This window comes from Streptomyces sp. NPDC001231, from assembly GCF_042896885.1.
Taxonomy (GTDB): domain Bacteria; phylum Actinomycetota; class Actinomycetes; order Streptomycetales; family Streptomycetaceae; genus Streptomyces.
Genome location: NZ_JBIAXS010000029.1, coordinates 59,400 through 84,671 on the forward strand (window position 1 = coordinate 59,400; position 25,272 = coordinate 84,671).

Consider the following 25,272-nt stretch of genomic DNA (forward strand, 5'->3'; position numbering starts at 1 on the left):
GGAGACGCCCCGACCATGCCCGGCATCAGCGGCAACGGCGCCGTGACGCGCAGCACCCTGCGGCAGCAGATCGCGGACGCGCTCCGGGACGAGGTGCTGGCCGGGCGGCTCCAGCCGGGGCAGGAGTTCACGGTCAAGGAGATCGCCGAGCAGTACGGGGTGTCCGCGACCCCGGTGCGCGAGGCGCTCGTCGACCTGTCCGCGCAGGGTCTGCTGGAGGCCGACCAGCACCGCGGCTTCCACGTGCGCGAGTACTCGCTGCACGACCTCCACGACATGATCAAGGCCCGTGCTCTGGTCACCGACGGCATGTTCCAGGCCGCCGTCTCGGCGCCCGATGCCTTCCGCCGGCCCGACGACCCGTACGTCAAGGCCACGCTCACCGGGGTGCGCAGGCGCGGCGAGGAGGCGCAGCGCGCGGCCACCGCCGGCGACCTGACCGTTCTGATCGGCTACGACCTGCGCTTCTGGCGGGAACTCGGCGCCCTGTTCGGCAATCCCTACCTCTCCGACTTCCTGAACCGGCTGCGCGTGCAGTTCTGGGTGTGCGCGGTGCAGCACCTGCGCCGCCGCGGTGATCTACGCGGCCTGCTGTGGTCCGCCCACACCGAACTCGTCGACGCCATGGTGAGGGGCGACGCCCCGGCCGCCCGCGCGATCGTCGCCGCGTACAACGCGCACGACCTCGCCCTCGTCGAGCGGCTGGCCACCGCATGAGTGAGACCGTCACCGGGGCCGTCGCCCTGTCCGTCGTCATCCCGGCCTACAACGAGGAACGGCGGCTCGGGCCCACCCTCGACGCGGTCACCGCCTACCTGGTCGACAACGAGGGCCGCTTCGGCTCATGGGAGGTCGTCGTCGCCGACGACGGGTCCACCGACGGCACCGGCGGCCTCGTCACGGACCGCCGGGACCCGCGCGTCCGGCTCGTCGCCGGCGACCGCAACCGCGGCAAGGGCCACGCACTGCGCCTCGGGGTGGCCGCCACCCGCGGCCGCCGGGTGCTGGTCACCGACGCCGACCTCGCCGCCCCCATCGAGGAGCTGGAACAGCTCGACAAGGCGCTCGGCGAGGGCGGCGCGGCCGCGATCGGCTCCCGCTCGGTGCCGGGCGCGACGATCGCCAGGCGCCAGCACCGGGTGCGCGAACTGCTGGGCCGCGCCGGGAACCTGCTGATACGGCGCATCGCGGTGCCCGGCATACGCGACACCCAGTGCGGCTTCAAACTCTTCGAGGGCGACCAGGCCCGCGAGGCGTTCGCCGCCTCGCGGCTGAGCGGCTGGGGCATCGACGTGGAGGTCCTCCAGCACTTCCGCCGCCGCGACTGGCCGGTGGCCGAGGTGCCGGTCCGCTGGGCGCACCAGTCCGGTTCGAAGGTCGCCCCGCTGGACTACCTACGGGTCCTCGCCGAACTGGGCCGGCTCAAGAGCCGTTCCGTCCGCCCGGCCGACCTGTTCGCCGCCGCGCTCTTCCTGCTGATGGCGGTCACCCTCTACTCGGGCCGCCTCTTCGACCCCGCCCACCGCTATCTTCCCGACTCCCTCCAGGACCAGAACCAGTGGGAGTGGTTCTTCGCGGTCACCGCCGACAGCGTCGCCCATCTGCGCAACCCCCTGTTCACCGATCTCCAGGGCTTCCCCGACGGCGTGAACCTCATGGCCAACACGGTCATGCTGGGGATGTCCGTCCCCTTCGCCCCGGTCACGCTGGCCTTCGGTCCGGCGGTCTCGCTCAGCGTCTGCATGACCCTGGGGCTCGCGGCCACCGCGGCCGCCTGGTACTGGCTGATCGTCAGACGGGTCGTACGGCACCGGGGCGCCGCCTTCACCGGCGCCTGCCTGGCCGCCTTCGCCCCGCCGATGGTCAGCCACGCCAACGCGCACCCGAACTTCGTGATCCTGTTCATGATCCCGCTGATCGTCGACCGGGCGCTGCGCCTGTGCGAGGGCACGCGGGTGCGGCGGGACGGGATCGTGCTCGGACTGATGGCGGCATACCAGATCTTCCTGGGCGAGGAGCCGCTGCTGCTCGCCGCGATCGGCATGGCCCTGTTCGCCGCCGCCTACGGGCTCGTCCGCAGGGAGGTCGCGCGGGAGGCCTGGAGGCCCCTCCTGAAGGGCCTGCTGATCGCCGCGGCGGTGTGCCTGCCGATCGTCGCCTACCCGCTGTACTGGCAGTTCGCGGGCCCGCAGAGCTACAAGAGCGTGCTGCACGGCGACAACGCCGGCAACAGTCCGCTCGCCCTGATCTCCTTCGCCGAGCGCTCCCTGTTCGCGGGCGACGCCCAGAAGGCGGACGCCCTGTCCCTGAACCCCACGGAGCAGAACGCCTTCTACGGCTGGCCGCTGCTCCTGCTCGCCTTCGGGATCACCGTACGGCTGTGGGAGCACGCGCTGGTGAAGGCGCTGGCGGTCACGACGGCCGCCGCGGCCCTGCTGTCCCTGGGCCCGAAGTTCCGCGTCCCGCTGACCGACACGGTCTACCCCGGCCCGTGGGCGCCGCTCGCCCACCTGCCGCTGTTCGAATCGGTCATCGAGGGTCGTGTGGCGATGATCTGCGCGCCGGCGCTGGGCATGCTGCTGGCGATCGCCGTCGCCAGGATCACGGCGACCCGCCGCGTCGGCACGCTCTACGGCGGCCTGCTGGCGGTCTGTCTCGCGCTGCTGCCGCTGGTCCCGGCGCCGCTGAAGGCCGAGGACCGTGCCCCGGTACCGGATTTCATCACGGCCGGCCTCTGGAAGTCCTACGTCCGCGACGGCGAGACCCTGGTGCCGATACCGCTGCCCGACCCCGGCAACGCGGAGGCCCTGCACTGGCAGACCGCGGCCCACCTCGGCTTCAAGCTCCCCGGGGGCTACTTCAACGGCCCCTACGGCCCCGACCGCGTCGGCATCTACGGCGCCGTCCCCCGTTACACCTCCAACATGCTGCGGGACGTGAGCTACACCGGGTCCGTACCGGCCCTCGACAAGAACTGGCGGGCCCAGGCGCGGCGGGACTTCGCCGACTGGCACGCGGGCGTCCTGGTCCTGGCGCCCCAGCGGCACGAGGAACCGCTGCGGGAGGCGGTGACGAAGCTGGTGGGCCGTCCGGGCACGTGGACCGGCGGGGTGTGGGTATGGGACCTGCACGAGGGGAGTTGAGCGGTTCCGCACCGACTACGCTTCTAGACTCTTCTTCACACTCTTCGACCACCGAACACGCTGGAAGCCCTGCCCTCCCCGAGGAGCCCTCTTTGGCCTGTGACCTGTGGCTGGTACCGCTCGTCGACATCTTGTGCCACACCCCGGACAACCCGTTCGCCGAGGAACTCGCGCAGTACAACAAGGTGCTCGCCGAAAACGGGCTTCCACCGGTGCCGGTGTACCAGTACATGCCCGGCCTGTCCGGGGAGGTGGCACCGGTGGCCGGCTTCGACTACGACGCGCTGCACTTCCTGCGCCGCGCCTACCTTCTCCAGGTCTGCGGCCTGCCGCTGACCCCGGTCGACGAACTGGGCGGCGACTACGAGCAGTTGCTGGAGATGTTCGAGACGACGGCCCAGCAGTCCCACCTGGTCTGGCACTACGACCACGCCGGCGCGTACGTCCCGCTGGACTTCCCGCACCCCCTGTCCAACGAGGAACTCCTGTCCGGCGGCGGCCCGTTGGGCTCCTCCCAGGCCCTCCTGCGCGAACTGGACCACGTCGCCCCGTCGTTGGGCATCGACCCGGCCAACCCGCCGGCCGCCCCCGACCCGCCGCTCGGCCCCACGGAACTGGAACAGCCGGCCGCCCCCGCGCCGTACGACCCCAGCCCGTTCGCCCGGGAACGCCACGTCTGGCTGAGCCTCCACGCGGCGGCGACACGGAGCCTGGCCCAGGGCTCGATGATCGTGTTCAGTTGAGGCACCCGCTCGCGGAGCTGATCGCCCTGCTGTGACCACCACCGTCGGGCGGGGCGGCCGGCACGGGTTCACCGTGCCGGCCGCCCCCAGGTCCCGAGCCTCGGGGACGCCGTTCTAGAGGAACGAGTTGATCTCGATCGTCTCGTCGCGGCCCGGGCCCACGCCGATCGCGGAGATCGGGGCACCGGACATGTCCTCCAGGGCCTTGACGTAGGCCTGGGCGTTCTTCGGGAGGTCGGCGAAGGTCTTGGCCTTCGTGATGTCCTCCTGCCAGCCGGGGAGGTACTCGTAGACGGGCTTCGCGTGGTGGAAGTCGGTCTGGGAGTACGGGAGTTCCTCGACGCGCTCGCCGTCGATCTCGTAGGCGACGCAGACCGGGATCTGCTCCCAGCCGGTGAGGACGTCGAGCTTGGTGAGGAAGAAGTCGGTCAGGCCGTTGACCCGGGTGGCGTAGCGGGCGATCACCGCGTCGAACCAGCCGCAGCGGCGGTCGCGGCCGGTCGTGACGCCCCGCTCGCCGCCGATCCGGCGCAGCGCCTCGCCGTCCTCGTCGAACAGCTCGGTCGGGAAGGGGCCGGAGCCGACGCGGGTGGTGTAGGCCTTGAGGATGCCGATGACGCGGCTGATCTTCGTCGGGCCGACGCCGGCGCCCGTGCAGGCACCGCCCGCGGTCGGGTTGGAGGAGGTGACGAAGGGGTACGTGCCGTGGTCGATGTCCAGCAGCGTGCCCTGGCCGCCCTCGAAGAGGACCACCTTGTTCTCGTCCAGCGCCTGGTTGAGGATCAGGACCGTGTCGGCGACGTACGGCTTGATCTGGTCGGCGTAGCCCAGCAGCTCCTCGACCACCTGGTCCACGGCGATCGCGCGCCGGTTGTACAGCTTGGTGAGGATCTGGTTCTTGGCGTCGAGGGCCGCCTCCACCTTCTGGGTGAGGATCGACTCGTCGTACAGGTCCTGCACCCGGATGCCGACGCGGTTGATCTTGTCCGCGTAGGTAGGGCCGATGCCCCGGCCGGTGGTGCCGATCTTCCGCTTGCCGAGGAAGCGTTCCGTCACCTTGTCGACGGTGACGTTGTACGGCGTGATGACGTGGGCATTGCCGCTGATCAGCAACTTGGACGTGTCGACGCCGCGCTCATTCAGACCGCTCAGCTCGGAGAGCAGGACCGACGGGTCGACGACCACACCGTTGCCGATGACCGGCGTGCAACCGGGCGAGAGGATTCCGGAAGGAAGGAGGTGCAGTGCATACTTCTGGTCACCGACGACGACGGTGTGGCCGGCGTTGTTGCCGCCTTGATATCGCACTACATAGTCCACGGAGCCACCGAGCAGGTCGGTGGCCTTCCCCTTGCCCTCGTCACCCCACTGAGCACCGAGCAGCACAAGTGCGGGCACGCGCGTACACCCCTTCCGGGCGGGGCATGTCCAGGGTCAGGGGCGTACGCGGAGGGTTCACCGCCGCGTGCACCGCGACCGTCGTCGGCCGCTCAACCGTCGGACCGGATGCCCCGGAATAGACGAAGCCCCCGGCGCAATAGCGCAAAGGGGCTCTTGCACAAAGATGCTACCCGAGGAAGCGAGGCAGGACCGAGGTGGCGACTTATCCGACGTCCGATCAGCTGCTGGTGGTCATCGACCCGGCCGCCCGGAGGACGGACGGGGAGTCCGTACGGATCGCGAAAGACGTGCTCAGCGCGGGTGCGTCCGCCAAGGTGTGCCTGCCGGACGGGCCGGAGGAGTTCACCCGTGCGCTGGCGCGACGCGGCTCCCGGCGGCCGGTGGTGATCGGCGACGACCGGGCGCTGCTGCGGGCGGTGTCGGCGCTGCACCGGCAGCGGGAGCTGGCCGGATGCGCACTGTCGGTGGTGCCGGTCGGGGGTGCCCTGTCGCTGGCCCGTTCGCTGGGGGTGCCGACGGGACCGGTGGCGGCGGCACGGGCGGTGCTGGAGGGCGCCGAGCGACGGCTGGACCTGCTCGTCGACGACAGCGACGGAGTGGTGCTGGGCACGCTGCGCATCCCGCCGGTCTCCCCGCGTCAGGAGGATCCGGCGGAGTCCGCGGCGGTCTCGTCCGGGGTGGGACATCCGTGGCTGCGGACCTGCCAGTCCCTCGTACGGACGCTGGTGACCCGCCCGCCGAGGGCCACGGCGGTCGCCGGGCCGGGCGGCCCCTCCCGGCTGCGGGTGGAGGTCGACGGGGAGACGGTCGTGGACCTGGAGCAGCCGGTGGAGGCGGTCTCGGTCACGCCGGGCGGCGGCACGGGGAAGGCCGAGGTGGAGGTGCGACGGCTGTCGGTGGGCGCGGAGGCGTCGCCGCTGCTGGCCCGGGGGCGCACGGTGACCGTCTCGGGAGCCGGCTTCCGCTACCGGGCGGACGCGGTGGTGTCGGGGCCGGTACGGACGCGGACATGGCGGGTCGTGGAGGGGGCCTGGGGCCTGACGCTGCCGGTGACGGGGTGAGGAGGCCCCGGAGGGCCGGCCGACCGCGTCACCTGCGGGGCTTCTCCTCCTGGTAGCGGCGCCAGCGCTCCATCATTCCGGCGACGTCCTGCTCGATGAACTCGAAGAAGGCCAGCGTGTCGGCCAGCCGGCGTCCCGCCGGGGTCTCGGCCCCCAGGCTGGCCACGCCTTCCCGCAGGGCGTCCTCCCACCGCTTGATGAGCGCGTCACGGCTGGTGAGCGCCTCGTACCACTGGTCGCTGTGGACCCGGTAGCGCTCCCGCCGCGAGCCGGGCTCCCGCTCGCGGGAGACCAGGTGCACCTGGGCGAGGTAGCGCACCGCGCCGGAGACGGCCGCGGGGCTGATCTTCAGCTGGCCGCCGAGCTCGGCGGAGGTCAGGGCGCCGGCGTCGGAGGCGAGCAGCGCGGCGAAGACCCGGGCCGGCATGCGCGGCACGCCCGCCTCGACGAGCTGGGCCGCGAAGTGCTCCACGAACTGCGACACCACCTCGGGATCCCGCTCCACCGCTGCTTCCCGCTCCGTCATTCCGGACCCTCTCCCCTGCTCTCCCCTGTTCGGACAACCACCGTCGAGTCTAACCTCGCTTTTATACGCTTCCTTAACTTCACAAATTTGTGAAGTTAGCGTACGTTCCAAAGCATGACCAAGGCAAACCCCGCCATCGAGGTATCCGGCCTGCACAAGTCGTTCGGCGGCACGCGGGCGCTGGACGGCCTCGACCTGAATGTCGCCGCCGGCGAGGTGCACGGCTTCCTCGGCCCCAACGGCGCCGGCAAGTCCACCACCATCCGGGTCCTGCTCGGCCTGCTGCGCGCCGACTCGGGCGCCACCCGGATCCTGGGCCGCGACCCCTGGGCGGACGCGGTCGAGGTGCACCGCCGGATCGCCTACGTGCCCGGCGACGTGACCCTGTGGCGCAACCTCTCCGGAGGAGAGGTCATCGACCTGTACGGCAGGCTGCGTCAAGGGGGCCGCGTGAAGCGCGTCAGGCAGGGTGGTGGTGGGCGACGGGCGGGCGGCCTCGACCGGCGGCGCCGGGACGAGCTGGTCGAACGGTTCGAGCTGGACCCGACCAAGAAGGGGCGGACGTACTCCAAGGGCAACCGGCAGAAGGTCGCCCTGGTCGCCGCCTTCGCCTCCGACGTCGACCTGCTGATCCTGGACGAGCCGACCTCGGGCCTGGACCCGCTCATGGAGGAGGTCTTCCAGCGGTGCGTGGAGGAGGAGCGCGACCGGGGCCGCACCGTCCTGCTCTCCTCCCACATCCTCAGCGAGGTCGAGGAACTGTGCGACCGGGTGAGCATCATCCGCAAGGGCCGCACGGTGGAGAGCGGCTCCCTGGCCGACCTGCGCCACCTCACCCGCACCAGCGTCACCGCCGAACTCGCCGGCCCGCCGGGCGGGCTCGCCGGGCTGCCCGGCGTGCACGACCTCGACGTCCAGGGGCACCGGGTCCGCCTCCAGGTGGACACCGACAAGCTGAACGAGGTGCTGCGCTCGCTGAGCGATTCGGGCGTGCGGTCGCTGACCTCCACCCCGCCGACGCTGGAGGAGCTGTTCCTGCGGCACTACCACGACGAGGCCGAGGCCGAGGCGGACTCCGGGACCGACGCGGAAGCCGCGGGGGTGGCGCGATGACCGCCGCCGTCTCCACGGCCGCCGCCGTGCCCGCCGGCCGCTCCCGCAACCTGGCCGGCACCGGCACCCTGCTGCGGTTCGCCCTGCGCCGCGACCGCGTGATGATCCCGGTGTGGGTCGCGGTGAACGCGCTGATGGTCCTGTCCATGCCGAACACGCTCAAGGGCCTGTACGCCACCCCGGCCGAGCGCTCCGACCTGGTGCGCCAGATGGCGACGAACGCCTCCCTGCGCGCCATGGTCGGCCCCGTGTTCGGCGACTCGCTGGGCGCGCTGACGGCCTGGCGGGTGGGGGTGTACGCGGGTGTCCTCGCCGCCGTCATGAGCCTGCTCGTCGTCGTCCGGCACACCCGGGACGAGGAGGAGAGCGGACGGCAGGAACTGGTGTCGTCCGGGATGGTGGGCCGCCGGGCACCGCTGACGGCGGCACTGCTCGCCGCGGCGGTCGCGAACGCGGCCCTGGCCCTGCTGATCACGGCGGGCCTGGCCGGGCAGGGCGCCGCCGGTGCCCTGGCCTTCGGGCTCGGGGTGGCGGGCGTGGGCATGGTCTTCGCCACGATGGCGGCGATCGTCGCCCAGCTCACGGAGAGCGCCCGGCTGGCCCGGGGCCTGACCTCCGCCGTCCTGGGCGCCGCCTTCGTGCTGCGGGCCGCGGGCGACTCGGGGACGGATGGGGGTACCTCCCAGGCGTTCAGCACTGGGGGAGGCTCGTCGGTGCTGACCTGGCTGTCCCCGCTGGGCTGGCTGGAGAACCTGCGCGCCTTCGCCGCCGAACGCTGGTGGGTGCTGCTGTTGTTCGCGGCGGCGACCGCCCTCCAGGCGGGCATCGCCTACGAACTCGCCGGACGCCGGGACCTCGGCATGAGCTTCCTGCCCACCAGGCCGGGACCGGCCCGGGGCCGCCTCGCCACGGCGGGCGCGCTGGCCTGGCGGCTGCAACGCGGCAGCGTGCTCGGCTGGAGCATCGGCTTCTTCGTCGCCGGAGTCGTCTACGGCGGGATGGCGGACGGCGCGGCCCAGCTCGTCGGCGACAACGCCAAGGCGCGGGAGATCTTCCAGCGGATGGGCGGGCAGTCCGGTCTGACGGACGCCTTCCTCGCCGCGATGGCCGGGATGCTCGGCCTGGTCGCCGCGCTCTACGTCGTGGCGTCCGTGCTGCGCCTGAACGGCGAGGAGACGTCCGGCCGCGCCGAGCCGGTGCTGGCGGGCGCGGTGGGCCGGCTGCGCTGGGCCGCCGGGCATCTGCTGATCGCCTTCGGCGGCTCCGCCCTGATCATGCTCCTGGCCGGGCTGGGCATCGCGGTCGGCCACGGCAAGCAGGTCGGGCCGATGCTCGGCGCGTGCCTCGTGCAGGTGGCCGGGGTGTGGGTGATCGGCGGCATCACCGTCCTGCTCTACGGCGTCCTGCCGCGGGGTGCCGTGGCCGCGTGGGGCGTGGCCGGAGCGGTCCTGCTGATCGGCTGGATCGGCCCCGCCCTGAACGTCCCCCAGCTCGTGCTCGACCTCTCCCCCTTCGGCCACCTGCCGAAGCTGCCGGGCGGCCGGATGGAGTGGGGCCCGGTCGCCACCCTGCTCGCCCTCGCCGCGCTCCTGGTGACCGGAGGACTGGCGGGCCTGCGCAGACGGGACATCAGCGGCTGAGCTTACGGCGGGGCGCGGCTCGGCCGGTGGTGCTCGGGCTCCTCGGCGTCGAGTTGGATCGGATTCGATGCCGAGGAGCTCCCGATGCGTCAGCCCACCGCCACGCTCAGCCCGTTCAGCCCGCGGATCACGAAGTTCGGCTTCCGGTCCGGCTCCGCCGCGAGTGTGAGGGTCGGGGCTCGCTCCAGCAGGGCCGTCATGGAAGCGGCCAGTTCGATGCGGGCCAGGGGGGCGCCGATGCAGTAGTGGATGCCCGCGCTGAAGGAGATGTGGGGGTTGTCCCGGCGGGTGAGGTCCAGGCGCCCGGGGTCGGCGAAGACCGCCGGGTCGTGGTTGGCCGAGCCGAAGAGCATGGCGATCTCCGCGCCCCTCGGGATCGTGGTGCCCGCTATCTCGATCTCGTCCAGCACCCAGCGCTCGAAGAGCTGGAGCGGGGTGTCGTAGCGCATCAGCTCCTCGATCGCGGACGGGATCAGGGAGTGGTCCGCGCGCAGGGCCGCCAGCTGCTCCGGGTTGCGGAACAGCGCCCACCAGCCGTTGACCGTGGCGTTCACCGTGGCCTCGTGACCGGCGTTGAGGAGCAGCACCGCCGTGGAGATCATCTCCTGCTCGGTCAGCCGGTCGCCCTCGTCGTGCGCCGCGATCAGCCCCGAGATCAGGTCCTCGCCCGGCTCCTTGCGGCGCTCGGCGATCAGCTCGCGCAGATAGTCGGAGAACTCGGCCGACGCCCGTACCGCCTTCGCCGCCGTCTCCTCGGACGGGTTCAGCTCGTACATCCCGCAGATGTCCGCCGACCAGGGCCGCAGCTGGGCCCGGTCCGCCTCGGGGATGCCCAGCATCTCGGCGATCACAGCGACCGGCAGCGGTTCGGCCACGTCCCGCAGCAGATCGCCGCCGCCCGCCTCCACCAGGGCGGAGACCAGCTCGTTCGCCAGGTCGTACACGTACGGCTTGAGCCGCTCCACCGTGCGCGGCGTGAACGCCTTCGACACCAGGCGCCGGATCCGGGTGTGGTCCGGCGGCTCCAGATCGAGCATCCCGTGGTCGTTGAGGACGTGGAACGGCTCGTGCTCCGGCGGGGGCGGCGTACGGCCGAAGTCCTCGTGCGTGAAGCGGTGCTGGTACGTCCGGCCCAGCCGCCGGTCCCGCAGCAGCGCCGAGACGTCCGCGTGGTGCGGCACCAGCCACTGGTCGGTGGGCTCGTAGTGGAGCACGCGGCCCCGCGCGCGCAGCTCGGCGTAAGCCGGGTAGGGGTTGGCGAGGAACGCCGGGTCCCACGGGTCGAAGGCGAGGCCGGAAGGACCAGAAAGAGCGGACATGGCCGGACGTTAGCCCGGCCACCCCCGATCCGACCAGGGGTGTCGCCGACCTCTCGCGGCTCGGCCCGGGTACCGCCCGGGGCGGCTCACCCCGGCGTGACCAGTCGCGCCTCGTAGGCGAACACCGCCGCCTGGGTGCGGTCCCGCAGGCCCAGCTTGACCAGGACGCGGCTCACATGGGTCTTGACGGTCGACTCGGCGACCACCAGCCGCTCGGCGATCTCCGCGTTCGACAGGCCCTGCGCGATCAGCACCAGCACCTCCGTCTCCCGCTCGGTCAGCTCCCCGTACGCCGCCTGCGCGGTGGCGGCGAGCCGCGGGGGCTCGGTCAGCTTCGAGAACTCCGTGATCAGCCGCCTGGTGACCGAGGGGGCGAGCAGCGCCTCGCCAGCCGCGACCACCCGCACCCCGTCGGCGAGCTGCCGCGCCGAGGCGTCCTTGAGCAGGAACCCGGAGGCCCCGGCCCGCAGCGCCTGGTACACGTACTCGTCCAGGTCGAACGTGGTCAGCACCAACACCTTCGCCGTGCCGTCCGCGGCGACGATCTCCCGGGTCGCCTCTATGCCGTTCAGCTCCGGCATGCGGATGTCCATCAGGACGACGTCCGGGGCCAGTTCGCGTACCCTCTCCACCGCGTCGCGGCCGTTGACGGCCTCGCCGACGACCTCGATGCCCGGCATCGCGTTCAGCAGGACCGAGAAGCCTTCGCGCACCATCATCTGGTCGTCCGCGACCAGCACCCGGATCGTGCCCGTCCTCATGCGCCGGCCTCGTCGTCGTCCGCGGGCGCGACCACCGTGGCGACCGGCAGGAACACCGCCACCTCGTACCCGCCGTCGGCGGCCGGGCCCGCCGTCATCTCGCCTCCGAGCATCGACACCCGCTCCCGCATGCCGGTGATGCCGTGTCCGGATCCGGGCGAGGGCTTGAGCAGGGACGGCTTGGGCGGCGGGCCGTTGACTACGCGCAGGGCCAACCCGCCGAGGACGTAGCCGATCTCGACGCGGGCGCTCGCGCCGGGCGCGTGCCGCAGGGTGTTGCTCAGGGCCTCCTGGACGATCCGGTACGCCGACAGCTCGACGCCCTGCGGGAGTTCGCGCACCGCGCCCATCGTGGTCCTGTCCACCGCCAGACCGGCCTCCCGCACGTTCGCCAGCAGGGTGCCGAGGTCGGCGAGGGTGGGCTGCGGGGCGTCGGGGGCCTCGTAGTCCTCCGCGCGGACGACACCGAGGACGCGGCGCAGCTCGGTGAGGGCCGCCACCGCGTTCTCCCGGATGGTGGCGAAGGCCTTCTCCAGCTCCGGCGGCGGGTTCTGCACCCGGTAGGGGGCGGCCTCGGCCTGGATGGCGACGACGGACATGTGGTGGGCCACGACGTCGTGCAGCTCGCGGGCGATCGTGGTGCGCTCCTCCAGCAGGGTGCGGCGGGAGCGCTCGTGCGCGGTCACCGTCTGCTGGGCGGTCACCTCCTCCTCGGCGTCCCTGCGTATGTGCCAGACGGTGACGACGAGGAGGACGAGCGCGGAGAGGACCAGCATGGGTGCCGAGTTGTTGCCGTAGGCGTAGCCGAACAGGGCGTCGGTGAACACGGCGTGGAACGCGGTGGTCGCCCACATCCACGCCGCCGTGCGCGGCCGGGTGCGTATCGCCACCACCGTGAGCACCGTCAGGTGCGCGATGTAGCTGCCGGGCTGCCACGGCCAGGTCGTGTAGCTGCCGACGAGCCACGCCGAGACCGTGGCCGTCATCAGGGAGACCCAGAACGCTCCGACCGGGCGGGTCAGGGTGAGCAGCACCGGGGCGAGAGCCAGCAGACCCACCACTGGGGCCGCCCCGCTGCCCGAGCCGCTCGCCCAGCCGACGAACAGCGCCAGCAGGCCGGCCCCCGCCACCACGGCGTGCGGCCTCCAGGCCGCGTAGGGACGCAGGCGGCCGGGCAGCCGCCGGGACAGCGGGCCGTCGACACCCACGGGCTGCAGCGGACGGTAGGCGAAGGCGTCGTGGAACAGACCCTGCCGCAGCCCGTGCAGAGCTTTCGCGGCGAGCTTGTACTCCGGGCTGCGCGGCTTGTACGGGCTGAAGGCGCCGTCCGGCGTCGTCTGCTGCGTCTGTGTCGTCTCGGTCACGCTGAAAACGGTAGGCGCAGGCGGCGGTCGCGGTCGTCCCCTGTGAGAGGGGTCCTTCGCGGTCCGTCTCAAGTACTACGGGTAGTGCCCTGCTTCCCTCGTCAGTACCCGGAGGGGCGGACCAGTCCCGACTCGTAGGCGAACACCGCCGCCTGAGTGCGGTCCCTGAGGCCCAGTTTCACCAGGATGCGGCCCACGTGGGTCTTCACGGTCTGTTCGGCGACGACGAGATGCCCGGCGATCTCCGCGTTGGACAGGCCCTGCGCGATCAGGGCGAGCACCTCCGTCTCGCGTTCGGTCAGTACGCCGATACGCGACTTCAGCGGCGCGCGCGGTGTGTCCTTCAGCCGGGAGAACTCCGCGATCAGCCGGCGCGTGATCCCTGGTGCCAGCAGCGCGTCGCCGGCCGCGACCACCCGGACCGCCTCGGCGAGCTGGTCCGCGGACGCGTCCTTGAGCAGGAAGCCGGACGCGCCGGCGCGCAGCGCCTCGTACACGTACTCGTCCAGGTCGAAGGTGGTGAGCACCAGGACCTTCATGTCCGGGGTGGCGGTCGTGATGCGGCGGGTGGCCTCGATGCCGCCGAGTTCGGGCATGCGGATGTCCATCAGGACGACGTCCGGGGAGACTTCGGCGGCCCTGGCGACCGCGTCCAGGCCGTCCACCGCCTGGCCCACCACCTCGATGTCCGGCTGGGTGTTGAGCAGCACGGTGAAACCCTGACGGACCATCTGCTGGTCGTCGGCGATGAGTACGCGGATGCTGCCGCTCGTCATGGAGTGTCTTCTCCTGTCGGGGACGGTGAGCCGGGAGCGGGTGCGGCGTCGGGGCCGACGTCGGGACCGGTGCCGACGTCGGGGCCGGAGCCGGCGGGCGCGCCGGACGGTTCGACGTGGACGACGAGGGTGTCGGCCGGGTCGGTGTAGATGACGGGCAGGCGGGGTGGGCCGATCCCGGTCACGGGTGCGATGCCGTCGCGGGGGAGGAAGGCCGAGACCGCGAAGCCGCCGTGCAGTGTCCTGACCGCCGTGACGTGCCCGCCCAGCATGGCCGCCCGCTCGCGCATGCCGAGCAGGCCGTGCCCGGCGCCCGGGGAGGGCTGGACGGGCTGTCGGGGGCGGGAGTTGACCACGCCCAGGAACAGGCCGTCGGGAACGTGCGTGACTTCCACGCGGACCGTCGACCCCGGGGCGTGCCGCAGGGCGTTGCTCAGGGCCTCCTGGACGATGCGGTACGCCGACAACTCCACGGCCGGCGGATACGGCCGGCGCTCGCGCCGCGAGTCCTCGGTGTCCATGGTGACCGTCAGACCGGCGGCGCGGGTGTTCTCGACGAGGGCGCCGAGGCGGTCGAGGGTGGGCTGCGGGGCGTCCGGGGCGGCCCTGGTGCCGGGTTCACCGAGGCCGTACGGGTCCTCGGGGTTCTCCGAACGCAGCACGCCGAGCACCCGGCGCAGTTCGGCGAGCGCCTCCAGCGCGTTCTGCCGGATGCCGTCGAGGTTCTCCTTCAGCTCCGGCGAGGGGTTCCGCGTGAGGTGCGGTGCCACCTGCGCCTGGATGGAGATCACCGACATGTGGTGGGCGACCACGTCGTGCAGCTCACGGGCGATACGGCTGCGCTCCTCCAGAAGCGTGCGGCGGGCCCGCTCCTCCGCGGTGAGCGTGGTCTGCTGCACCAGTTCCGCACGGGCCTCGCGGCGGCCGCGCAGGGCCGTGCCCAGCACCACCACCACCGCGAACAGCGCCGTCGCGAGAACACCGGTGGGCTGGTAGTACGCCGCGCCCCACGCGCCCTGGAGGACATAGGTGAGCAGCGCGGTCAGGGCCAGCGCCTCCGCGGCGACGCGGGTGCGCACCCGCAGGGCGAGCAGCAGCAGGACGAACAGGTGGGCGATGATCCCGGACGCGGTCCAGGGCCAGGTGAAGTCGTTCGCCACGCGGGCGAGCAGCCGGCCGCGCAACGCCACCGCCCCCAGCACCGTGGCCGCCGTCGACAGCCACCACGCCGGGATGGGCCGCCACAGGGCGAGCGCCACCGCACCGGCCTGTCCGAGCGCGATGAGGAAGACGTACCCGAAGGCCAGCCCCGCGTCCCCCTGGAGTTGGGCCGCGGCGGTCAGCAGCACCACGAACGCGACCAGCCATACGATCCCGTGCGGCAGCCAGCGCAGCCAGACGGACGGGGGCAGCGGATCCAGCCGTGCGGTCCACAGGTCGTCGCGCAGCACCCGCAGTCCATGCCCGACGCGGCTTTGCCATCGCATCACGCGCCCACTTTAGGGTCTGGCGTGTGGGCCGCCCCGGGCCGATGAGACCGGACCACCCGGGAACGGCGCCGGCCACCGCCCTGCTCACAGGTGCGGAAAGCAGCCCAGCAGACGGTCAGGGCGAGGGCGAAGACCGGGAGCCAGGCCAGCCGGGCCGCCACCCAGCCGAGGTCGTCGGGGAGCGTGTGCAGACCCGGGACGCGGCCGGCGAACAGGCCCATGGCGGTGGTCGCCATCAGGGCCGTCTGATGCCAGAGGAAGATCGTCATCGCGGAGAGGTTGACCAGCGCCACCGCCGCCCAGGCGAGCGGGCGGCACATCGCGCGGCGCAGCCGCTCGCGCAGGAGCAGGGCCAGGCCGGCCTGGGCCAGGCCGAAGGTGACGGCCGCCAGGGTCGGCGGGTTGAGGTTGGAGACCGCGGCCCCTGGGACGCCGACCATCGACACCGGGTAGCCCGCCCAGGCGACGAGGGCCGCGGTCGCCGTCGCGCCGCAGGTCAGCAGGATCCAGCCCGCGCGGCGGCGGTCCAGCTCACCGCGGGTCCACGCCGCGCCCAGGGTGTACGGCACGAGCCAGCCTGCCGGCAGGTTCAGCCAGCCGAGCCAGGAGGGGGCGCCGAGGCCGAAGCGAAGGAGGTCCACGTGCAGGACGACGGCCACGGGCCACAGGGGACTGAGCCGGGTGAGGAGGGGGGTCGCCGCCGTCAGCAGGGCGAAGACCAGGAGGAACCACAGGGGGGACAGAGCCAGTTTCACGAGGGTGCGGACCGTGTCGGGGTCCGCGCCGGTCAGGAGGAGGGCGGTGGCGGTGACCGTCCAGAGGGCCAGTACGGCCGCGACCGGCCTGAACAGCCGGGCCAGGCGGGCGCGGAGCCACCGCGGGTAGCTGGTCCCGCGGGCGCGGGCCGAACGGTAGCCGCGGGTGGCGACGTGCCCGCCGACGAGGAAGAACACGGCGAGGGTCTGGAACGCCCAGGAGACCGGGGCCAGGGCGGGCAGGTAGTGGAGGGGGCTCGCGGTGCGCAGGGTGGGGTGGGGCTGGGTGCGGGTGTCCGCGACCAGGGCCGTGACCAGCCAGTGCCCCAGGACCACGCCGAGGATGGCGACGGCTCGCAGGGCGTCCACCGCCCGGTCCCGGTGCGGTGGGGTCTGGATGTGGAGGCGGTCGGCGGAGGCTCGTACGCGGGTGAGTACCGGTGTGAGGCGGTCAGTCACCTTGCACCTCGTTCGTGGCGCCCAGGACGATCCGGGCCAGGTTGGTCAGAGACGGGGAGCCGGGCGCGAAGTAGGCGCTGTGGCCGCCGCTTCCGGCCGTGAACCGGCGGGCGCCGAAGGCGGGGTCCATGGGGTCGGTGCCCAGGCCGACGGTCGTGCCGAAGAGGTCGGCTTGGACGTGCGGCACGTTCGCCACCCAGTCGCCGGTGCCGCGGGCCGCCCAGACCCGGGCCCGGGTGTTCAGCGCGGGCACGGAGTCCGCGCCGGTGCCGGGGCTGCCGATGAGGGCGATGTCGTTCACGTCCAGGCCTGCCGCGGCGCGCCCGCACACCACCGAGCCGTAGGAGTGGCACACCAGGGTGATGTGCGGCGCCCGCCCCGCCACGGCACGCAGGTCGCGTATCAGCTCCCGCAGGTGCGGGGCCGCCTGTTCGGCGCGGCCCGTGGTGAGCACCGAGGTGCTGACCGTGCCCGGCGTCTCGTAGCCGAGCCAGGCGACGACCGCCGGGCGCGGACCGGCCGCGGTCTCGCGGCCGAGTTCCTGGTAGAGGGCGAGTGCGCCCTTCCGGAAGCGGTCGTAGGTGTCCAGGGAGGTGTCGGAACCGGGGACGAGGACCGCTGTGCGGTCGGCGTGCGCCAGGTCGCCGAACACCTCCGTCACGCGGCCGGAACCGCGGCCGTCGAAGGAGAGCAGATGACGGGAGGGGGACGCCAGCGCGTGGTCCACGGCCGCGCGGTGCGTGTCGCCGTGCGCCGCGGCCATGTCGGAGGCGCGGGCCGCGTCGGCGCGGTTCGCCCCGTAGGCCGCGTCGAGGGTGGTGCGGGTCAGGGGTGCGAGAACCGCCGGGGCGGGCGCGGGGATCCGGGGGCGGGCCGCGGCCGACAGAGGCACCACCACGGCGGCCATGACGAGGAGGGCGAGCAGCGCCCGCCGCCGCCGACCGGTCTTCCCGATCCCCGGCACCATCTCCCGCCCGGCACTCGGACCCGCTGCGGTCCCGGCACTCGGCCACGCTCCCGGACCGGCACCCGGACCGGTCTCCGAGCCCGCGTTCGCGCCGCGCGGCCGAGGGCCCCACCACGAACCGGCCGCCGAGCCCGCGTTCGAACCCGAACGCGGCCCCGCGTTCGGACCCGCAACCGCGACCGCACCCCGATCCGGCCCCGGCCCCACGTCCAGGCCCATGCCCGGGTGCTCAACCACGCCCGCAAACGGAGCCGCCCCCGAACCGACCCCCGCACCCGCACCCGCACCCGCACCCGCAATCGGAGCCGCACCCGCACCCAGCCTCGCGGCTATGCCCCGTCTCTCCCGCCCACGCCCCACGGCTCATCCCCTCCGGCTCCGCCCGGCCGTCGGGCCGGTCCAGAAGGGAAATTACGGATCCGGGGCAGTAACTCGCGTCACGCCAGGGAGGTGTTCGCGGCCGTAGCTCTCAAGTACTACGGGTACGACCCGCATCGGGTTGCCCGGCCGAAGTCACCACGCCAGCTGGGCGATCTCCTCCGCCACCACCGCGCACGCGTCGGCCGCCGGGTCGATCAGGGGGAAGTGGCCGACCTCCTCCAGGAGGGTCAGGCCCACCACCTCGCCCGCCTTCGCCGCGGCCTCGGTGTAGGACTCCGCGACCGCCTGCGGTACGACCAGGTCGTCACGCCCCTGGACGAGGGTCGTGGCGATACCGGTCGGCAGCAGCAGAGCCGGGTCGGCGTAGGGCTGCCGCTCGACGAACCCCTCTTCTCCGCCCAGCAGTTGACGGGCCGCCCCGCCGCACACGTCCAGCTTCTCGGCGACCGCGAAGTCGGCGATGGGGGCGAGCGCGACCACACCCCGCAGCCGGGCGGGGTGATCCGTGCGCCAGGGCGCGTCCGGGGGCAGGACGTGCCGGGCCGCCGCCCACAGGGCCAGGTGGCCGCCCGCCGAGTGTCCGGAGAGCACCGTGCGCCGCGCGTCGGCCTGCGGGAGCGCCTCCCGGGCCAGCGCGGGCAGCGCGTCGAGCGCCGCCGCCACGTCGTCGAACGTGTCCGGCCAGCGGCCGGCGACCGGTTCCTCGCCCGGCGCTGCCGGGGCGGCGCTGCCGCGCCGGTACTCGACGCAGGCCACGGCGAAGCCCCGGCGGGCGAGGAAGTCCGCGAACGGGGTGATGTGGCGACGGTCGTACGGGGCCCGCCAGGCGCCGCCGTGCAGCACCACCACGAGCGGGGCGAGCGGGGAGGACTCCGAGGAGCCGACCGCCCCGCGCGGGCGGTAGAAGTCGACGACCTGGTCGGGGTGGTCGCCGTAGGCGGCCGTGCTGTCGGGTGCTACGGGCGCGTGCGAGAAGACCGACTCCTCCTCCGCGGCGGCGCGCGCGGCCGCGTCACGGCCGCCGGTGTTCCCCGGTTCCGCGGCGGTGGTTCCCTCCGCACGCTCGGACGCGAGCGCTCGGGGGACGGGGGCGTCGGCTTCCGGCATGCTCCAACCTCTCAGCGGTGAAACGGTTTTGGCCGTCCGGGAAGGAAATCAACCGGCCGTTGGCCGGGACGGTATCAGGCCGGTGACATGCGCCGACATGGGGATGTCACGCTGGGTGAGGCTGAACGGTTCTGCCGCACGATCCGGGACCGTGCGGCAGAACCTCCGTTCCGGTACGCCCGTGGGAGCCGGCCGTACGGCGGTGTGTCAGCCGGCCAGCACCTCCGCCAGCACCCGCGCCGCCCGCTCCACGTCCGCGAACCCGACGTACAGCGGGGTGAAGCCGAAGCGCAGGACGTCGGGGTGCCGGAAGTCGCCGACCACCCCGCGTTCGATCAGCCGCTTCATCACGTCCCCGGCGTCCGGGCAGCGCAGGGCCACCTGGCTGCCCCGCTCCTCGTGGACCGCCGGGGTCAGGGACTCCACGCGTCCGGCGGGGACGTACTCGGCGACGCACTCCAGGAAGAAGTCCGTCAGCGCCAGGGACTTGGCGCGTACGGCCTCGATCGGCACCCCGTCCCAGACGTCCAGCGCCGCCTCCAGGGCGAGCAGGGAGAGGATGTCGGGCGTGCCGACCCGGCCGCGGAGCGCGCCCGCCGCCGGTTCGTACTCGGGCCGCATGCCGAAGGGCTCGACGTGCGAGTTCCAGCCGGGCAGCGGGGAGTCGAAGCGGTCCTGCACATCGCGGCGGACGTACAGGAACGCAGGTGAACCGGGGCCGCCGTTCAAGTACTTGTAGGTGCACCCGACCGCCAGGCGGACTCCGTGCCCGTCCAGCCCCACCGGCAGGGCGCCCGCGCTGTGGCACAGGTCCCAGACGGCGTACGCGCCCGCCGCGTGCACCGCGGCGGTCAGGGACGGCAGGTCGTGCAGCCGGCCGGTGCGGTAGTCGACGTGGTTCAGCAGGACCGCGGCGGTGCGCGGGGTCAGCGCCCCGGGCACCTCGGCCGGCGTGACCGGGCGCAGCGCGCAGCCCGTCATCCGGGCCGCCGACTCCGCGATGTACCCGTCCGTGGGGAACGTCGTCGCGTCGACCAGGATCTCGTCCCGGTCACCGCCGCCGCTCTCCTCCCGGGCCATCCGGACCGCCGCCACCAGCGCCTTGAACACGTTGACGCTGGTCGAGTCGCCCACCACGACCTGGCCCGGCGCGGCCCCGACCAGCGGGGCGATCCGGTCGCCGACCCGCTCGGGCGCGGTCCACCAGCCGCTCTCCGTCCAGGAACGGATGCGCAACTCGCCCCACTGGCGGCGTACGACGTCGGTGATCCGGTCCGGGACGTTCGCCGGGAGCGCGCCCAGCGAGTTGCCGTCCAGGTAGACGCCCTCGTCGAGGACGAACCGGTCGCGCAGCCCGGCGAGTTCGTCGGCGGCGTCCAGCTTCTCCGCTCGGATGGTCGACTCAGACATGGGACCTCGCCGTCCACAGCTCGGGAAAGACGTTCTTCCGGGCCCGCTTCTCCAGCCAGGCCACACCGGCGGAGCCACCCGTGCCGGGCTTGGCGCCCATCGCGCGGCGGGTGGCGACGAGGTGGTCGTTGCGCCAGCGCCACACCAGTTCGGCGACGTCGGTCAACGCCTCGCCGAGCCGGGCGAGTTCGTCGTCCTGGTCACCGGAGTAGAGGGCCGCCCAGACGGCCTCGACCTCCTCGCTGGGCTCGTGGCGCAGCGACACGTCACGGCGCAGCACCGCGTCCGGGACCGCGTGCCCGCGCCGGGCGAGCAGCCGCAGCACCTCGTCGTACAGGCTCGGCTCGTGCAGCGCCTTCTCCAGTTCCGCGTGGGCGCGGGGGGCGCCGCGGTGCGGGACGAGCATCGAGGCGGACTTGTCGCCGAGCAGGAACTCCATGCGGCGGTACATCGCCGACTGGAAGCCGGAGCCCTCGCCGAGGGCGCCGCGGTAGCTGTTGAACTGGGCCGGAGTGAGTGCGGCGAGCGGCTTCCAGGAGGCGTTCAGCGCCTGAAGCTCCCGTACGGACCGCTTCAGCGCGGCGACCGCCGTCGGCACGTCGTCCGAGCGCAGGGCACTGGCAGCGGTCTCCCACTCGTGGACGATGACCGTGAACCACAGCTCCATCACCTGGGTGGTGACCAGGAAGACCATCTCTCCGGGGTCGTCGGAGAGGGTGTGCTGGAGGTGGGTGAGCACGTCCGCCCGGACGTAGTCCTCGTACGGCGTCGTGCCTGCGAAGTCGAGATGCGGGGTCTCGGGCTCAAGGGCCTCAGCGGACTGAGGAGTCGGGTGAGCCGGTTGGGACATCGCTGTCTCCTGTTGTACTCCGGGTAGCGGTCCGCCCCTGCCGATGCCGGCACGGGGGCCCCGGTCCCCACCGGCATCCTGCGCATCACGTGGACAGATCGCAAGGCCCGCCCGGTCGGGCGGGCCTCACACTCGTACGGGGTCAGCCCAGCGTCCGCGCCGCCGCCTCCGAGGAGTCCTTCAGGAACTGCGTGCAGCGCTCGTACTCCTCCTGCTCGCCGATCGCCTGCGCGGCGCGCGCGAGGGCGTGCAGGGCGCGCAGGAAGCCGCGGTTGGGCTCGTGCTCCCAGGGGACCGGACCATGGCCCTTCCAGCCGCTGCGGCGCAGGGCGTCCAGACCGCGGTGGTAGCCCGTACGGGCGTACGCGTACGACTCCACGGCCGCCCCCCGCTCGAAGGCGTCGTCGGCCAGCTGCGCCCAGGCCAGCGACGACGCCGGGTACCGCGCCGCCACCTCGGCCGGCGAGGTCCCCTTCGCGAGGAGTTCGCGGGGCTCGGGGTCGTCGGGGAGGTGCGTGGGCGGCGGACCGCCCAGAAGGTTCTCGTGAATGGTCATGGGGTCCAGTCTGCTGCATGGTCCGTGATCGGTGACGGCTGCTCCCGGCCGTCCCGGAACGGCCCCTTCCACGGCTCACGAAGCCGGACCGGCACCGGATGCCGCACCACCCCCGCGGCCCGTCTCCAGCGGCGGTGTCGTCACGCTGCCGTGGGTGCGGCACTCGGGCCGGCGGCAGCCCGGAGCCGGGCGGCGGACGGTCGTGAAGGCGAGGACCGCCCCCACCACCAGGACCGCCGCGCAGATCGGCATGGCCCGGCGGAACGCGGCGTCGAAGGCGTCCGCCGAGCGGTACGCCTCCGGGCTCATCCCGGCCAGCAGCGGGAGGGCGGCCACCGCGATCAGGCCGGCCGCGCGGGCGGCCGCGTTGTTGATGCCGCTGGCCAGTCCGGCACGGGAGGTGTCCACCGAGGCGAGCACGGTGGCGGTGAGCGGGGCGACCAGGGTGACCATCCCCGCGCCCATGACCAGCAGGGCCGGCAGCACGTCCGTGAGGTAGTCCGCCCCCTCGCCGACCCGCAGCATCAGCAGCATCGCCACCGCGCACAGCAGCGGCCCGGCGGTGAGTGGCAGACGCGGCCCGATGCGGTCGGCGAGGGCGCCCGAGCGGGCCGAGAACAGCAGCATGAGAGCGGTCGTGGGGAGCAGGGCGGTGCCCGCCTCCAGCGGTGAGTAGCCGGCCACCACCTGGAGTTGCAGGGCGGTGAGGAAGAAGAAGCCGCCGAACGCCGCGTACACGCACAGGGTGACCAGGTTGACGGCGGTGAACTGGCGGGAGGCGAAGATGTCCGGCGGCATCATCGGATCGCGGCGGTGCTTCTCCACGTACACGAAGGCGACGGCGGCGAGCACGCCCGCGACGGCGGTCAGGGCGACGGCCAGGGTGCCGTCGCGGGCCTCGATCAGGGCGTACGTCACCAGGGCCAGGGACAGGGCGCCGAGGGCCGCGCCCAGGACGTCGAAACGGCCGTGGGCGGTGCCCCCACTGGACTCGGGGACGTGGCGCACGGCGATGGGAGCGCAGACCAGGGCCAGTGGGACGTTGAGCAGGAACACCCAGCGCCAGCCGGGCCCGGCCACCAGCCAGCCGCCGAGGAACGGGCCGACGGCCGCGCCGATGCCGCCGAATCCGGACCACAGGCCCACGGCCCTGCCCCGGTCGTCCGGGTGGAAGGAGGCCTGGATGAGAGCGAGCGAGCCGGGGGTGAGAAGGGCGCCGCCGATCCCTTGGAGGGCGCGGGCGGCGACGAGGATGCCCGCGTTCGGGGCGAGGCCGCACAGCAGGGAGGCGGTGGCGAACCAGACGACGCCGAGCACGAAGATCCTGCGGCGGCCGTAGCGGTCGCCGAGCGAACCGCCGAGGAGGATCAGGCCGGCCAGGGTGACCATGTAGGCGTTGACCGTCCACTGGAGCGCGGCGAGGTTCGCGTCCAGGTCGCGGCCGATGCGGGGCAGGGCGACGTTGACGACGGTCGAGTCCAGCATGGCCATGCTGGAGCCGAGCACGGTGGTGAGCAGGATCCAGCGGCCGGTGGGACTGGAGATCCTCACGGAGGGGGCGTGCTGTGCGGCGACAGCCATGAGGGGATCATCCCGCGCCGACCGGTTCCAGGCCAGGCGAAGGGACGGACGAGCTGCGGACGGACGGACGACGGGCCCGGTGCCGAGGCACCGGGCCCGTCGCGGGGAACCGGGAGTTACTTGATCTTCGTGCCGGTCGAGCGGAGGTTGCCGCAGGCCTCCACCACGCGCTTGGCCATCGACGTCTCGGCCAGCTTGCCCCAGGTGCGCGGGTCGTAGGTCTTCTTGGAGCCGACCTCGCCGTCGACCTTGAGGACGCCGTCGTAGTTCTTGAACATGTGGTCGGCCACCGGACGCGTGAAGGCGTACTGGGTGTCGGTGTCGATGTTCATCTTCACCACGCCGTTCTCCAGCGCCGTGCGGATCTCCTCCTCCGTGGAGCCGGAGCCGCCGTGGAAGACGAAGTCGAACGGCTGGCTGCCGGCCGGGCGGCCGAACTTCGCCGCGACGCCCTCGTTCAGCTCCTTGAGCAGGTCGGGGCGGAGCACGACGTTGCCCGGCTTGTACACGCCGTGCACGTTGCCGAAGGACGCGGCCAGCAGGTAGCGGCCCTTGTCGCCCAGGCCCAGGGCCTCGGCGGTGCGGATCGCGTCGTCGACCGTGGTGTACAGCTTGTCGTTGATCTCGTGGGTGACGCCGTCCTCCTCGCCGCCGGTCGGAGTGATCTCGACCTCGAGGATGATCCTGGCGGCGGCGGTGCGGACGAGCAGCTCCTGGGCGATGGCCAGGTTGTCGGCGAGGGTCTCCGCGGAGCCGTCCCACATGTGGGACTGGAACAGCGGGTTGCGGCCGCCCTTGACGCGCTCCTCGGAGATCGCGATCAGCGGACGCACGTACCCGTCGAGCTTGTCCTTCGGGCAGTGGTCGGTGTGCAGCGCGATGTTGACGGGGTACTTCTCGGCGACGATGTGCGCGTACTCGGCCAGGGCGACGGCGCCGGTGACCATGTCCTTGCTGTACTGGCCGCCCAGGAACTCCGCGCCACCCGTGGAGATCTGGACGATGCCGTCGCTCTCCGCCTCCGCGAAGCCGCGCAGGGCCGCGTGCAGGGTCTGGGAGGAGGTGACGTTGATGGCCGGGTAGGCGAACTTGCCTGCCTTCGCCCGGTCGAGCATCTCGTTGTAGATCTCGGGGGTTGCGATGGGCATCTGTCCGCTCCTTGTATGTGCGGGGTGCGTTCTGCGTACTTACGGCCCTGACCTAGGGAGTGACGTCATCGTCGGCCCCATCTTCGCAGACGTCGACGGATGTGTCGGACACCCTGCCCAGCCGGTGGACGACCGGGTCGCGCGACACGGACCCGGGGCCGTCTCAGTCCAGTCCCAGGTCGTCCTTCGAGTACGCGAAGACGTACGGCACACCGGCGCCCTCACTGATCTTCTCGGCCGCGCCCGTGGCCCGGTCGACGATCGTCGCCACGGCGACCACCTCGGCGCCGGCCTCGCGCACCGCCTCGACGGCGGTGAGCGGGGAGCCGCCCGTGGTGGAGGTGTCCTCCACCACCAGGACGCGGCGGCCCTTGATCTCCGGGCCCTCCACGCGCCGTTGCAGACCGTGGGCCTTGGCGGCCTTGCGGACCACGAAGGCGTCCAGCCTGCGCCCGCGCGCGGCGGCGGCGTGCAGCATCGAGGCCGCGACCGGGTCGGCACCCATCGTCAGGCCGCCCACCGCGTCGAAGTCGAAGTCGGCGGTCAGGTCCAGGAGCACCTGACCGACCAGCGGAGCCGCCTCACCGTCGAGGGTGACGCGGCGCAGGTCGACGTAGTAGTCGGCCTCCAGGCCGGACGACAGTGTCACCCTGCCGTGCACCACGGCCTTGTCTTTGATCTGCTGCAGCAGCTCGCCGCGAACGTCGCTCATGACAGCCAG

The 25,272-nt window shown here is 72.7% G+C and carries 22 protein-coding genes; 6 read left to right on the forward strand and 16 right to left on the reverse strand.

Annotated elements, in window-relative coordinates; all coding sequences use genetic code 11:
* The first annotated feature begins 15 nt into the window (after positions 1-15).
* From ACFY3J_RS29960 to ACFY3J_RS29970, 3 genes are all read left to right on the forward strand, one after another.
* Positions 16-717 (forward strand): GntR family transcriptional regulator, encoded by a 702-nt coding sequence (locus ACFY3J_RS29960; RefSeq protein WP_384174754.1) that lies wholly within the window; start codon positions 16-18, stop codon positions 715-717.
* Complete coding sequence (locus tag ACFY3J_RS29965; protein ID WP_390842122.1) at positions 714-3,143, forward strand: glycosyltransferase; 2,430 nt, start codon at positions 714-716, stop codon at positions 3,141-3,143. The genes ACFY3J_RS29960 and ACFY3J_RS29965 overlap by 4 nt, the downstream gene beginning before the upstream one ends.
* Positions 3,144-3,235: 92 nt before the next feature.
* Positions 3,236-3,886 (forward strand): hypothetical protein, encoded by a 651-nt coding sequence (locus ACFY3J_RS29970; RefSeq protein ID WP_390842123.1) that lies wholly within the window; start codon positions 3,236-3,238, stop codon positions 3,884-3,886.
* A gap of 114 nt (positions 3,887-4,000) precedes the next feature.
* On the opposite strand, the gene ACFY3J_RS29975 is transcribed toward ACFY3J_RS29970, so the two are convergent.
* Complete coding sequence (locus ACFY3J_RS29975) at positions 4,001-5,284, reverse strand: adenylosuccinate synthase (protein WP_141359700.1); 1,284 nt, start codon at positions 5,282-5,284, stop codon at positions 4,001-4,003.
* Positions 5,285-5,481: 197 nt separating this feature from the next.
* On the opposite strand from ACFY3J_RS29975, the gene ACFY3J_RS29980 reads away from it, so the two are divergent.
* Positions 5,482-6,348, forward strand: coding sequence for a diacylglycerol kinase family protein (locus tag ACFY3J_RS29980; protein WP_384174747.1), 867 nt, complete (start codon positions 5,482-5,484; stop codon positions 6,346-6,348).
* A 28-nt stretch (positions 6,349-6,376) separates the two neighbouring features.
* Here the strand turns inward: ACFY3J_RS29980 and ACFY3J_RS29985 are convergent, their stop codons facing one another.
* A complete protein-coding gene (locus ACFY3J_RS29985; protein ID WP_384174745.1) occupies positions 6,377-6,874 on the reverse strand; it encodes a GbsR/MarR family transcriptional regulator in 498 nt (165 codons plus the stop codon).
* Positions 6,875-6,988: 114 nt separating this feature from the next.
* Here ACFY3J_RS29985 and ACFY3J_RS29990 point away from each other — a divergent pair, with 114 nt between their 5' ends.
* Complete coding sequence (locus tag ACFY3J_RS29990) at positions 6,989-7,987, forward strand: ATP-binding cassette domain-containing protein (protein WP_390842124.1); 999 nt, start codon at positions 6,989-6,991, stop codon at positions 7,985-7,987.
* Positions 7,984-9,627 (forward strand): ABC transporter permease, encoded by a 1,644-nt coding sequence (locus ACFY3J_RS29995; RefSeq protein WP_390842125.1) that lies wholly within the window; start codon positions 7,984-7,986, stop codon positions 9,625-9,627. Before ACFY3J_RS29990 ends, ACFY3J_RS29995 begins: the two co-directional genes overlap by 4 nt.
* 89 nt (positions 9,628-9,716) lie before the next feature.
* Here the strand turns inward: ACFY3J_RS29995 and ACFY3J_RS30000 are convergent, their stop codons facing one another.
* The 14 genes from ACFY3J_RS30000 to pyrE form a co-directional block, all read right to left on the reverse strand.
* A complete protein-coding gene (locus ACFY3J_RS30000) occupies positions 9,717-10,946 on the reverse strand; it encodes a cytochrome P450 (protein WP_384174739.1) in 1,230 nt (409 codons plus the stop codon).
* Between the two features lie 86 nt (positions 10,947-11,032).
* A complete protein-coding gene (locus tag ACFY3J_RS30005; RefSeq protein WP_384174737.1) occupies positions 11,033-11,707 on the reverse strand; it encodes a response regulator in 675 nt (224 codons plus the stop codon).
* Positions 11,704-13,071 carry a sensor histidine kinase gene (locus ACFY3J_RS30010; protein WP_390842126.1) on the reverse strand — a complete coding sequence of 456 codons (1,368 nt, stop codon included), beginning with the start codon at positions 13,069-13,071 and terminating at the stop codon, positions 11,704-11,706. The genes ACFY3J_RS30005 and ACFY3J_RS30010 overlap by 4 nt, the downstream gene beginning before the upstream one ends.
* A 101-nt stretch (positions 13,072-13,172) precedes the next feature.
* The gene (locus tag ACFY3J_RS30015; protein ID WP_384174733.1) at positions 13,173-13,847 is read right to left on the reverse strand and encodes a response regulator; all 675 of its coding nucleotides are present in this window, start codon (positions 13,845-13,847) and stop codon (positions 13,173-13,175) included.
* On the reverse strand, positions 13,844-15,334 hold the full coding sequence (locus ACFY3J_RS30020) for a sensor histidine kinase (protein WP_384175069.1): 1,491 nt from the start codon (positions 15,332-15,334) through the stop codon (positions 13,844-13,846). Before ACFY3J_RS30020 ends, ACFY3J_RS30015 begins: the two co-directional genes overlap by 4 nt.
* Entirely contained in the window at positions 15,334-16,551 is a 1,218-nt protein-coding gene (locus tag ACFY3J_RS30025) for an acyltransferase (RefSeq protein WP_384174731.1), read from the reverse strand. The genes ACFY3J_RS30020 and ACFY3J_RS30025 overlap by 1 nt, the downstream gene beginning before the upstream one ends.
* Positions 16,544-17,518, reverse strand: coding sequence for an alpha/beta hydrolase (locus tag ACFY3J_RS30030; RefSeq protein ID WP_384174729.1), 975 nt, complete (start codon positions 17,516-17,518; stop codon positions 16,544-16,546). The genes ACFY3J_RS30025 and ACFY3J_RS30030 overlap by 8 nt, the downstream gene beginning before the upstream one ends.
* 513 nt (positions 17,519-18,031) lie before the next feature.
* Entirely contained in the window at positions 18,032-19,006 is a 975-nt protein-coding gene (locus ACFY3J_RS30035; RefSeq protein ID WP_384174727.1) for an alpha/beta hydrolase, read from the reverse strand.
* Positions 19,007-19,213: 207 nt separating this feature from the next.
* A complete protein-coding gene (gene kynU / locus ACFY3J_RS30040; protein ID WP_384174725.1) occupies positions 19,214-20,416 on the reverse strand; it encodes a kynureninase in 1,203 nt (400 codons plus the stop codon).
* Positions 20,409-21,266, reverse strand: a complete 858-nt coding sequence (locus ACFY3J_RS30045) for a tryptophan 2,3-dioxygenase family protein (RefSeq protein WP_390842127.1) — start codon at positions 21,264-21,266, stop codon at positions 20,409-20,411. The genes kynU and ACFY3J_RS30045 overlap by 8 nt, the downstream gene beginning before the upstream one ends.
* Before the next feature lie 142 nt (positions 21,267-21,408).
* Complete coding sequence (locus tag ACFY3J_RS30050; RefSeq protein ID WP_384174720.1) at positions 21,409-21,822, reverse strand: DUF3151 domain-containing protein; 414 nt, start codon at positions 21,820-21,822, stop codon at positions 21,409-21,411.
* Between the two features lie 75 nt (positions 21,823-21,897).
* A complete protein-coding gene (locus ACFY3J_RS30055; protein WP_390842128.1) occupies positions 21,898-23,403 on the reverse strand; it encodes an MFS transporter in 1,506 nt (501 codons plus the stop codon).
* A 116-nt stretch (positions 23,404-23,519) separates the two neighbouring features.
* Positions 23,520-24,551 (reverse strand): class II fructose-bisphosphate aldolase, encoded by a 1,032-nt coding sequence (fbaA, locus tag ACFY3J_RS30060; protein WP_225077030.1) that lies wholly within the window; start codon positions 24,549-24,551, stop codon positions 23,520-23,522.
* Between the two features lie 163 nt (positions 24,552-24,714).
* On the reverse strand, positions 24,715-25,263 hold the full coding sequence (gene pyrE, locus ACFY3J_RS30065) for an orotate phosphoribosyltransferase (protein ID WP_384174716.1): 549 nt from the start codon (positions 25,261-25,263) through the stop codon (positions 24,715-24,717).
* Positions 25,264-25,272: the final 9 nt, after the last annotated feature.